Annotated in this window: 5 protein-coding genes; all 5 read left to right on the forward strand. The window is 69.1% G+C overall.

Features of this window, described 5'->3' with window-relative positions; all coding sequences use genetic code 11:
• Positions 1 to 292 precede the first annotated feature (292 nt).
• The 5 genes from AB0D32_RS09550 to AB0D32_RS09570 all read left to right on the forward strand — a co-directional run bounded on the left by AB0D32_RS09550 (position 293) and on the right by AB0D32_RS09570 (position 12,029).
• Positions 293 to 8,116: a ricin-type beta-trefoil lectin domain protein gene (locus AB0D32_RS09550; RefSeq protein WP_357086958.1), complete on the forward strand. Its 7,824-nt coding sequence runs from the start codon at positions 293 to 295 to the stop codon at positions 8,114 to 8,116.
• 2 nt (positions 8,117 to 8,118) lie between these two features.
• Positions 8,119 to 8,442: a hypothetical protein gene (locus tag AB0D32_RS09555; RefSeq protein ID WP_357086960.1), complete on the forward strand. Its 324-nt coding sequence runs from the start codon at positions 8,119 to 8,121 to the stop codon at positions 8,440 to 8,442.
• 371 nt (positions 8,443 to 8,813) lie between these two features.
• Positions 8,814 to 9,521 (forward strand): Uma2 family endonuclease, encoded by a 708-nt coding sequence (locus AB0D32_RS09560; protein WP_357086963.1) that lies wholly within the window; start codon positions 8,814 to 8,816, stop codon positions 9,519 to 9,521.
• A 43-nt stretch (positions 9,522 to 9,564) separates the two neighbouring features.
• The gene (dxr, locus tag AB0D32_RS09565) at positions 9,565 to 10,779 is read left to right on the forward strand and encodes a 1-deoxy-D-xylulose-5-phosphate reductoisomerase (protein ID WP_357086965.1); all 1,215 of its coding nucleotides are present in this window, start codon (positions 9,565 to 9,567) and stop codon (positions 10,777 to 10,779) included.
• Positions 10,779 to 12,029: a site-2 protease family protein gene (locus AB0D32_RS09570; protein ID WP_357086969.1), complete on the forward strand. Its 1,251-nt coding sequence runs from the start codon at positions 10,779 to 10,781 to the stop codon at positions 12,027 to 12,029. The genes dxr and AB0D32_RS09570 overlap by 1 nt, the downstream gene beginning before the upstream one ends.
• Positions 12,030 to 12,034: the final 5 nt, after the last annotated feature.

Genomic DNA, 12,034 nt, shown 5'->3' on the forward strand with positions numbered 1-12,034 from the left:
GATAGCTGTGAGTGACGCCTAAATTCCATCCCGTAGACCGTTTTGGCCGCATGGAATGACTTCTATGTGGTGTTTGGCTCGGCTCATGGGAATTGCTCCTGTCGATTGCGTGGCGCCCGAATGATGCCGTGGTGTAGATCACTCAGAGTCCGTCTTCGTCACTGTTTGCAATCTTGAGCACGGATCCCCCACAGCGCACAGTGCTCACGCACGTGCCGCACCTGGGGCGTGCCTTCGCGGGCTTTCCGCGCCTTCTCTCTTTCGTCTTCGCGCCTGGTGGGGGTCGACGCGCATGCGTGGTACCGGTTTGCTGTCCCGGCGGTGGCATGGCCGACGGACCCCGACGGAGCCAGGCCGCCCCCGGTGGCGTCGCGTCCGTACGGCGATGGTGCTGTCGCTGTCCACGATCCTGGTCGGCACGATGCTGCCCGCCGAGGCGTGGGCGGTGCCCGGCCCCGGCATGAGCCGCGAGGAGACCCGGGTCGACCTGCCCGACATCCCGCAGAGCGAGCGGGTCGGGCAGGACGAGGAGGCCGAGACGGACCTGACGACCGCCGACCCGGTGCCGGCGGTCCCGTACGAGCCCCAGGCCATCACCCCGTGGCAGCAGGGCAGCGGCGCCGTGGACCTCACCGGCCTCGCGCCCGGCGCCACCAGGCCGGTCGACGACCTGCCGGTCGCCCTCGGCGTGCCGGACGGCGGCGACCCGGCGGCCCTCGCCGGCACCTGGACCGTCGACCTCGCCGCCCCCGAGGCGTCCCAGGACGCCGGCGTGTCCGGCCTGATCATGAAGATCACGCCGCCGGTCACCGCCGATCCGACCGCCGAGGTCGCCCTCAGCGTGGACTACACGCCCTTCGCGGACCTGTACGGTCCGCAGGCCGCGGACCGATTCGGCGTCATGCTGCTGCCCACCTGCGTCTACGACGCCCCCAACACCGGCGACTGTGCCACCGACGGCGGCGCGGGGACGATGTTCGCCACCCCCGGCGTCGGCCCCTCCCCGGAGGTGTCCAGCGAGGTGCGGCTGGTGCGCGCAAAGGAGGCGCCGACGCGCGCCAGGACCGCCGGTGAGGCGTCGACGCGCCGGATCGTCATCGGTAGCGTGCCCGTCGGACCGCTGCTCGGCGCCGAGAACGCCGCCGGCTCCGCCAACCGCGCCGCCCAGACCTCGACGGCTTCGAGCGTCGTCGGTGTGCTCGACACCGGGGCCTCGGCCGCCGGCGACTTCACCGCCACGCCGCTGCTTTCCTCGGGCTCCTGGGCCGCGGGCGCCTCCTCCGGCGCGTTCACCTACTCGTACCAGGTACAGGTGCCCGAGACGGCCGGCGGCCTCATGCCGAAGGTGGCCCTGTCGTACTCCTCGCAGTCGGTGGACGGTCGTACCTCCGCCACCAACAACCAGGCCTCCTGGATCGGCGACGGCTGGGACTACAACGCGGGGGCGATCACCCGCAGCTACGCCAACTGCCGGCAGGACTCGAAGAAGTCGGGCTCGAACAACGCCACCCACCGGACCGCCGACCTGTGCTGGGGTTCCAAGAACGCCACCCTGTCCCTCGCCGGCATGACCACCGAGCTGGTCTGGGACGAGGGCAAGGACGCCTGGTTCACCGCCAACGGCGACGGTTCCAAGGTCGAGCTGCTCAAGGACACCAGCCTGGCGAACGGCGACGCCGACGGCGAGTACTGGGTCGTCACGACCCGGGACGGCACCCGCTACCACTTCGGCCGCCACCGCCTGCCCGGCTGGTCCGACCACGGCACCGCCGAGGACGACCCGGTCACCAACTCCGTCCTGACCGTGCCGGTGTACGGCAACCACCCGGACGAGCCCTGCTACAAGGCCGGCAACTGGGCCGGCTCCGCCTGCACCCAGGCCTGGCGCTGGTCGCTCGACTACGTCGAGGACATCCACGGCAACGCCATGACCCTCTGGTGGGGTCGCGAGACGAACTACTACGCCCAGAACTTCAACTTCAAAGCACCCGTCTCCTACCACCGCGGCGGCTACCTCGACCGCATCGACTACGGCCTGCGCAAGGACAACCTGTTCACGGCCACCGCGCCGGCCCGGGTCAACTTCGTCCTGGCCGAGCGCTGCTTCGACGAGGGCACCCTGACCTGCACCGAGGCCAACTTCGCCAACACGAACCCCAACAACTACCGCATCTGGTACGACACCCCGGCCGACCTGCGCTGCGCCTCCGGTCAGAAGTGCTGGAACGCCTCACCGTCCTTCTTCACCCGCAAGCGCCTCGACAAAATCAGCACGTCGGCGCAGCGGCGTACGGACACCAGCGCCCGCCAGGTGGTGGACGACTACCAGCTCAAGCAGTCCTTCCCGATCCTGAGGACCGGCCCCAACACCGCCCTCTGGCTGGAGTCGATCACCCGCACCGGCTACGCCCGCAACGGCACGACCGATGCCAAGGTCACCCTGAACCCGGTGCGCTTCGAGGCCAACGCCGAGGACATGCCGAACCGCGTCAGGCGGGACAACCGCCCCGGCTTCTCCCGGCTCCGCGTCGCTCGCGTGATCAACGAGTACGGCGGCGAGACCATCGTCACCTACAAGCAGCCCGTCGGCGCCTGTGCCACCGGCACCGGCCTGCCCGACAAGACCGACACCGCCGCGCTGCGGACCAACGACCGGCTGTGCTACCCGGCCTTCTGGCACCCGGACCCGGCCGCCGAGGAGATCGACTGGTTCCACAAGTACGTCGTGGACAGCGTCGAGGAACTCCCCGCCGTGGACGGCGCGTACGGCACCATCGCCCGGTACGCGTACGAGAACCCGGGCTGGCGACTCGCCGAGCAGGAGTTCACCAAGAAGTCCACCCGCACCTACTCCCAGTTCGCCGGCTTCGCGCAGACGACCGTCCTGACCGGTTCGGACGACCCCGACATCGGCAGCAAGCGGACCAAGTCCGTCACCCGCTACTTCCGTGGCATGGGCGACACCGTGTCGATGAAGGACATCGCCGGCGTCGAGATCGCCAAGGACAGGGAACCCTTCGCGGGCCGCGTCGCCGAGGAACTCACGTATTCCAGCGCCGACGACGCCGACGGGGACTGGCTCACCCGCAGCGTCACCTTCCCCGCGGCCCAGGAACTCGCCACCCGTACGCGCGACGACGGGCTCAGCCCACTGCACTCCTACCGCGTCACCGAGCCCCGGCAGGTCTCGTACACCAGGTCCTCCGGCACCGGCGACGACGACCGTACGCTGCGGACCGTCGAGACCAGGACCACCTACGAGACGACGCACGGGCTGCCCACGCACATCGAGTCCCTCGGCGACACCGGCAAGACCGGCGACGAGTCCTGCACGTTCGTCGAGTACCTGCACCACCTCGACAAGAACGTCATCGGCCTGACGAAGCAGACCCGCAGCAGCCCCACGACCTGCGCCGCCGCCACCTTCGACGACCTGACGACCCTGAGCTCGGCGGGCCGCGTCGGCTACGACGGCCAGGCCTACGGCGCGGCACTCGGCAGCACCACCCGCGGGCTCGCCACCCAGACCTGGTCGCTGAAGGCCGACGGCTCCGGCTTCCAGGTCGACGGCACCACCGGCTTCGACGCCATCGGCCGCGTCCTCACGCGCACCGACGCCGACCAGAAGACCTCGAAGATCACCTACACCCCGGCCACCGGTCAGGCCTTCACGGTCACCGAGGAGAACTCGCTGGGGCACAAGCAGGTCCGGGACCTCGACCCGGGGCGTGCCACCACTGTCAGGACCACCGACCTCAACGGCCGCGTCAGCGAGGCCCGGTACGACCCGATGGGCCGCCTCGTCGAGGCCTGGGGTCCCGGCCGCACCCCGTCCACCACCGCCGTCCCGGACTTCCGGGCCGAGTACGCGACCCCCGCCGGAAAGCCGCCGTACATCACCACCTTCAGCCGGGGGCACGAGAACCGGATCCAGACGTCCGTCACCCTCTACGACGGTCTGGGCCGTGAGCGGCAGACCCAGGAGGAGGCCACCGGCGGCGGCCGGCTGATCACCGACACGCTGTACAACAGCTCCGGCGAGGTGTGGCAGACCAACAACGCCTACTTCGCCGAGGGGTCGCCCATCGGCCAGGTGTTCACGCCGCTGGCGGACACGGCCGTGCCCAACGCCACCCGCTACACCTACGACGGCCTCGGTCGGGTGGTCAAGGAGACGCCCGTCCTGCGCGGTGTCGACGCGCCGACGCGCGGCACCAGCTACGAGTACGGCGCCGACCACTCCACCGTCGTCAATCCGGCGGGCGCGACGTCCTACCGGCTCTACACCGACGCTCTGGGCCGCACCACCCGGGTGGACACGTTCACCAACAACGCCCGTACCACGTTCACCTCGATGCGGTACCAGTACGACGTGCGCGGCCAGATGGTGAAGGCCACCCACTCCGCCGACCCGACCCGCCCGTGGACGTGGACCTACGACCAGCGCGGCCGGATGGCGACGGCCACCGACCCGGACACCGGCACCACCAGCACCACCTACGACCACCGGGACCGGACGCTCACCGTCACCAACGCCCGCGACGTCACCGTCTGGAACGGCTACGACGAGCTGTCCCGCCCGACGCAGCAGCGGCTCGGCGGCAGCACCGGCACGCTCCTGGGCGAGTACACCTACGACTCGGTCACCGGCGGCAAGGGCCTGCCCGCCAGCGCGACCCGGTACACCGACGGCCTGCCGTACACGCAGACGATCGGCGGCTACACCGACGACTACCAGCCCACGTCAACCACCCTCACGCTGCCGCAGTCCATCGCCGACACGTGGGGCCTGCCGGCCTCCTACCGGTACGACTACACCTACACCGACACCGGTCTCCAGGAGTCGGCCACGCTGCCCGCAGTCGGCAACCTGCCCAGCGAGAAGCTCCTGGTCCGCTACACCAAGGACGGCCTGCCGCTGTCCGTCTCCGGCAACGGCTGGTACGGCTCCGAGACCGTCTACTCGCCGTACGGGCAGGTGCTGCGCTCCACGCTCGGCGCGCAGCCGTACCGGGTGTGGACCATGGCCTCGTACGACGACGCCAGCGGCGCACTCACCGACCAGCAGGTCTACCGCGAGCAGAAGGGCAACGCCGCCCAACAGAAGAGCGACGCGACCCTCGCCAACACCAACCTCGTCTCGCACCGCTCCTACTGGTACGACGACGCGGGCAACGTCCTCGCCATCCAGGAGCGTGCCGCCGCCATCGCGGAACGGCAGTGCTTCCAGTACTCGCTCGGCCGGGTGAAGACGGCCTGGACGGCCGACGACCAGGCGTCGTGCGCCCCGGGACCGGTCCGCGCGGACGGCACCCGCAACGTGGCGGCCGGCACCGACCAGTCGGGCTACTGGCAGGAGTACGAGTACGACCTGCTCGGCAACCGCACCAGGTTGGTGGAGAAGAACGTTGCCGGCGACGCCAGCAAGGACGCCACCACCACCTACGCCTACGGCAAGGCCGACGGCAGCCAGCCCCGCACCCTAACCGCCATGACCAAGCGGTACGTCGCCCCGGGGAACGCGCAGGTCATTGCCGAGGCGCAGCGGCTGTACGAGCTGACCGGCGAGACGAAGTCCGTCACGTCCGACACCGGCAGCGTGCAGGAGCTGTCCTGGACCCACGACGGCCAGGTCGATCGGATCACCGGCCAGGGCGGCGAGGGCCGGACGGCGTACGTCGGTCACGCGAACAAGTGCATCGATCTCAGCTACGGGCTCGCGGTGGCCGGTCAACCCGTCCAGTTGTACGCGTGCAACGGCACGGTCGCGCAGAAGTGGACCTTCACCCAGACGGAGGACACGGAGGACGACCCGAACCTGGGCACCCTGTCCCCGTACGACAAGTGGTGCGTCCAGCCGACGGCCAACACGGCCGGGTCGCCGCTGCAACTCCAGGCGTGTGACGGTTCGGACGCCCAGCTCCTGGAGCGCAACTCGACGAACCAGCTCAAGCACCACACCTCCGGTCTGTGTCTCGCCGCCAAGGACGCGGCCACGGCCAACGGCACCCCGATCGTGCTGGCTGCCTGTGCTGGCGCCACCCCAGCCCAGCAGTGGGACGCGCAGGACGAGACCCGCCACATCTACGGCCCCGGCGGCAGCCGCCTCCTGACGATCCAGGGGCAGCAGGCCACCCTCAATCTGGGCGAGTCGCAGGTGACCGTCCAGCGGGGCGGGGCGCTGGTCAACACCCAGCGCACGTACGCCGCCCCGGGTGGTGCGGTGCTGCGCTACGCGCACGGCACCAACGCCCCCGGCCTGGTCGCCCTCGCCGGCGACCACCAGGGCAGCCCGTACGCCGAGGTCGGCCTCTACGGCACCATGCCGACCCGGATCCGTAAGCAGGACCCGTTCGGCAACCAGCGGGGTGCGGACACCGTCGGCGCCTACATGCAGACCAACACCGGGTTCCTCGGCGCGGTCCGGGACGACGCCTCCGGCTACACCCCGCTCGGGGCACGCCTGTACGACCCGGAGGTCGGGCGTTTCCTCTCCGCCGACCCGGTCCTGGACCTGGCCGACCCGGAGCAGTCCAACGGGTACGCGTACGCGCACAACAACCCGGTGACGCACTCGGACCCCAGCGGGCTGTCGGTCGCGCTGACCGCCTCGGAGACGGCGGCGGCCCTGGCGGGCGCTGGCCTGTCGCCGGCCATGGTGGCCCAGGCACAGGCCAACATGGGACGCTCGCTGCTGTCGGTGATCCTCGACTCGGCCTGGTACGTGCTGAAGGAGTTCATCGGCATCAACGACGCCATGAACTGCTTCGGCGGCGACATGTGGGCGTGCGGCAGCCTCATCATCGGGGCGATCCCGTGGGCCAAGCTCGGCAAGATCCCGGCCGTGATCAGAGCCGTCGACCGGACGATCTCCGCGATCAAGGCGTGGCAGGCGGCGAAGAAGGCCGCCGAGGCCGTGCTGGCGGCGGCCCGCGCGGCGGAGGCAGCGGCGCTCAACGCCAAGAAGCTCGCCATCGAACGGGCGAAGAAGGCCGCGCAGGCGGCGAAGAAGAAGGCCGCCGAGAAGGTCAACACGACCAGCAACAAGGCGACCAACGCCACGAAGAAGACCGGTAACCCGGTCCAGAAACAGGCCCAGTCCAAGTCCAACCCGAAGGGCTCCTCCGCGAGTTCTGGCGGGAAGTCCGGCAGTGGCGGCAAGGGAACATCCAAGCCTGGCGGTTCCTCCGGCAGTTCCGCGCGGAGTAACGGCGGTACCAGCGGTGGCGGTGGCGCCGGCAAGGCGGACGAATCCTGCCTTACCAACAGTTTCGTCCCGGGCACCAAGGTGCTCATGGCGGACGGATCCAGCAAGCCGATCGAGGACGTCAAGCCGGGCGACAAGGTCCAGGCCACCGACCCCGAGACGGGCCGGACCGAGGTGGAGACGGTCACCGCGGCCATCAAGGGCGACGGTGTCAAGCACCTGGTGAAGGTCACCATCGACACCGACGGCGAGCGGGGCTCGGACACGGCCGCGGTAACCGCGACCGACGGCCACCCGTTCTGGGTGCCGGAGTTGGGTGAGTGGATCGACGCCACCGATCTACATTCCGGCCAGTGGTTGCGCACCAGCGCCGGCACCCACGTCCAAGTCACCGCGATCGAGCGCTGGAGCGTCCTGCGCGCCACCGTCCACAACCTCACCGTCGCCAACATCCACACGTATTATGTGATCGCCGGCAACACGCCGGTCCTCGTGCATAACTGTGGCAAGAGTTTAAATCTCGGATCCGGCGACAACCCGATGGCGGGTGCAATCAATGTCGACCTCAAGGAGGCGCCCGGCGTCGATGTGTTGGCAAGCGCCGAGGCGCTGCCGTTCGCAGGAGGAACTTTCGGCGCGGTTCACGCGATCAATCCTCGATTTAATGCGCTAACTTCGGAAGTGGCCCGGGTGATGCGCCCCGGTGCTTTGCTAACGATTTCGGCGTCGAAGTCGAACAAATTCAGGCCTCGCGGCATGTCGGCTGAGCAGTTGGCTGGCATGGGATTCGAACTGGTATCAGCTTCCGGTGATCTTGATGCGGCCCATCTATTCGGTGTGATGAAGCGAGAGGATGGGGGCGTCATCGATCCGAGTAAGCTGCTAACGTGGGTATACCGGAGGCTGTAGGCGTGAACATTGAACAGGTGATGAACTTCTTGGTGGAGCACAGGGCGGCGAACCTTCCGCCGGAGGCGCTGGCTGAAGTGTTTACGTCTTTGTCGTGGTGTCTTGACAGCGAAGCGAACGTCGTGGCGATCGCACGTAGTTGGCTCAAGGGCGACGATGAATACCGAGTAGCGGTGTCACTGTGGATGGATGACATTTTCCCGGCGGATTCGCGGCAGGATCTCGTCGCACTTGCCGCCGATATCCATACGCGGTTTCCGGCGCTCAGTGAGCGGGCATCTGCCTGGATACGTAGATGGGACAACGCCTATGGGGAGAGCCCCTGAGATTGCGTTAGGTTTTCGTCGCTCCGGTGCGGTCCTTCGCTGTGTCGCCTACCGGTGAGATGGAATCGAGCTTCCACTGGATAGGAAACGGTAGGACACAGCTGGCGCTGCGCTGGACGCTGGAACTTCGGGGATTGATTATCTTCAACGGTGCACGATCGTACGGCGCCCGGGAACGTCAGCATGCCGATTGAACGTGGTTCGGCAATTGGCCGCAGCGGCGTCATGAGTTCGGTCCTTGGTCGCGGCCAGTGTTACTGGCCGACAACGGTCGTCCGTCGAAGTCGGACTGGGTGTGCGACGGGGCGCAAAGAGGGCTGCGGCGGTTAGGCTGTTGTGAGCAGAATGTCCCGCTGAGGGGGTGAGCCCGGATGGCCCAGGCAGCTTTCGCGCCCGAGCCGCTGCCGCAGCAACCCGACCCTGCGTCGCAACCCACCGAGCCGTCGTTCGACGTGCTGCGGTGGCACGACGAGCCGTGGACCGCCCAGCTCGCCCTCGACCTGTTGCCGGAGACCAACGGCCCCAAGGTTGAGGTCCTGAGCGGAAGCGTGATCGTGACCCCACCCGCCGGATACGACCACCAGGACGCGGAGTTGGATCTCGCGTACCTGCTCAAGCAGGCGGCCCGCCGCGCCAAGCAGTGGCTCTACCTCGAAGCGAACGTCGTCTCGGGCGACGACCTCTTCATTCCGGACATCGTCATTCTCGACGTGCCGGGTGGCGGGCGCACGACGATGGACATCGGGCACGCCGTGCTGCTCGGTGAGATCGTTTCGCCGGGCAACCGGCGTAAGGACATCATCGACCGGCCCCGGGAGTACGCCGCCGTCGGCGTGCCGTTCTTCCTCCGCGTCGACCTGCGTAACCGGGTGCCCACCATCGCGCTGTTCGAGCTTGTCGAGGGGGAGTACCGGCCGGCGGCAGCCGCTGCCGCCGGCACCCGCTTCGTCATGAGAGAGCCGTTCGAGTTCTCCATCGACCCGGCCGACCTGCTCGGCGAGGAGGCACCGGAGGAAGACGAGGAGGCACCCGAGGAAAGCGCGGAGGCACCGGAGACGCAGGTCGACGCGGAGGGCTGAGGCTCCCAGCGGGCGCTCAGCGGCGCTGGGGAAGAATGGCTCGGTGACGTCCCCACGTGATCTTGTTCTGCTCGGTTCCACCGGCTCTGTCGGCACACAGGCCATCGACATCGTGCGGCGCAACCCGGACCGGTTCCGGGTGGTCGCGCTCGGTGCCGGTGGTGGCAACGTCGAGCTGCTCGCCGCCCAGGCCCTCGAACTGCGCGTCGAGGCGGTCGGTGTGGCGAAGGCGTCCGCCGCCCAGGACCTCCAACTCGCCTTCTATGCCGAGGCGAGCCGGCGCGGCTGGGCCACCGGCGACTTCAAGCTTCCCAAGATCGTGGCCGGGCCGGACGCGATGACGGAGCTGGCGCAGTGGCCCTGCGACGTCGTACTGAACGGCGTGGTCGGTTCGCTCGGGCTCGCGCCGACGCTGGCCGCACTGCGCGCCGGGCGTACGCTCGCGCTCGCCAACAAGGAGTCGCTCGTGGCCGGCGGCTCGCTGGTGAAGGCCGCGGTGACGCGGCCGGAGCAGATCGTCCCCGTCGACTCGGAGCATTCGGCGCTGGCCCAGTGCCTGCGCGGCGGCACCCGGGGCGAGGTGCGGCGGCTGGTCGTCACCGCCAGCGGCGGCCCGTTCCGGGGCAAGCGGCGCGACGAGTTGACGCAGGTCACGCCGGAGCAGGCGCTGGCACACCCGACCTGGAACATGGGGCCGGTCGTCACGATCAACTCCGCCACGATGGTCAACAAGGCGCTGGAGGTGATCGAGGCGCACGAGCTGTTCGACGTGCCGTACGCCGACATCGCCGTGATGGTGCACCCGCAGTCGGTGATCCACTCGATGGTCGAGTTCGTGGACGGCTCCACCCTCGCCCAGGCCAGCCCGCCGGACATGCGGCTGCCGATCGCGCTGGGTCTCGGCTGGCCCGACCGGGTCGGTGGCGCCGCCGCCGCCGTGGACTGGACGAAAGCCCACACCTGGGAGTTCGCGCCGCTGGACGACGAGGCGTTCCCGGCGGTCGCCCTGGCCAAGGCCGCCGGCGGGGCCGGGCGCTGCCGGCCGGCGATCTACAACGCGGCGAACGAGGAGTGCGTGGCCGCGTTCGTGGCCGGCCGGCTGCCCTTCCTCGGCATCGTCGACACCCTCCGGCGCGTGTTGGAGGACGCTCCCGACTTCGACGAACCAGGTACCGTCGAGGACGTGCTCGCGGCGGAGTCGTGGGCGCGCGCGCACGCGCAGGAGATCATCATCGCGGGTTCGGTGGAAGGAGCTTGATGGCGTACCTGCTCGGGGTGGTGCTCTTCGCCCTCGCGATCCTCATCTCGGTGAGCCTGCACGAGGCGGGGCACATGCTCACCGCCAAGGCCTTCGGCATGAAGGTCACCCGCTACTTCGTCGGCTTCGGCCCCACGCTCTGGTCCTTCAAGCGGGGCGAGACCGAGTACGGCATCAAGGGTATCCCGCTCGGCGGCTTCTGCAAGATCGTCGGGATGACCCCCCAGGACGACGACGTCGACCCGGCCGACGAGCCGCGCGCGATGTGGCGGTTCCCGGTGTGGAAGCGGACGATCGTGATGTCCGCCGGCTCGATCACCCACTTCGCCCTCGCCCTGATCGCCCTCTGGATCATCGCGGTCAGCGCCGGCCTGCCCAACCCGAAGTTCCCGAGCACCGAGGCCGAGATCCGCAAGGAGCCGGCGGTCATCGCGCTGTCGAAGTGCGTGGTCCCGGAGAACACGCTGCGCGAGTGCACCACCGCCGACCCGGCCAGCCCCGCCGCCCAGGCACAGCTGCGCGACGGCGACCGGATCACCGCCATCAACGGCACGCCGATCCCCGACTACGGCCAGCTGCTCACCACGCTGCGCACCCTCAAGCCGGGCGACACGGCGCAGATCGCGTACGTCCGCGACGGCCAGCCGGCCACGACCAGCACGGTGCTCGCGCAGACCCAGCGGCCCCCGCTCGATGACCCGAAGGGCCAGGTCGCGGCAGTCGCCGCGCTCGGCGTCGGCCTCGTCCCGAGCACCCCGACCCGGGTCACGTACGGGCCGGTCGGCGCGTTCGGCGCGACCGCCGACTTCACCGGCGACATGGCGGTCAACACCTTCGAGGCGATGAAGCGCATCCCGCAGAAGGTGCCGGCCCTGTGGGCGGCGATCACCGGCGGCGAGCGGGACATCGACACCCCGATCAGCGTGGTCGGCGCCAGCCGGCTCGGCGGCGAGGCGGTGGAGAACGACGCCTGGCTGCTGTTCTTCATGCTCTTCGTCTCGCTGAACTTCTTCATCGGCGTGTTCAACCTGCTGCCGCTGTTGCCGCTCGACGGCGGGCACATCGCGATCGCCTGGTTCGAGCGGGCCCGCTCCTGGCTCTACGCCCGGATCGGCCGCACCGACCCCGGGCGCGTCGACTACCTCAAACTCATGCCCCTCACGTACGCGGTGATCCTCATCGGTGGCGTGTTCACGCTGCTGACCATCACCGCGGACGTCGTCAACCCGATCACGCTCTTCTCAAGGTGAGTGCC

This window comes from Micromonospora sp. NPDC048170 (assembly GCF_040652795.1).
GTDB lineage: Bacteria > Actinomycetota > Actinomycetes > Mycobacteriales > Micromonosporaceae > Micromonospora.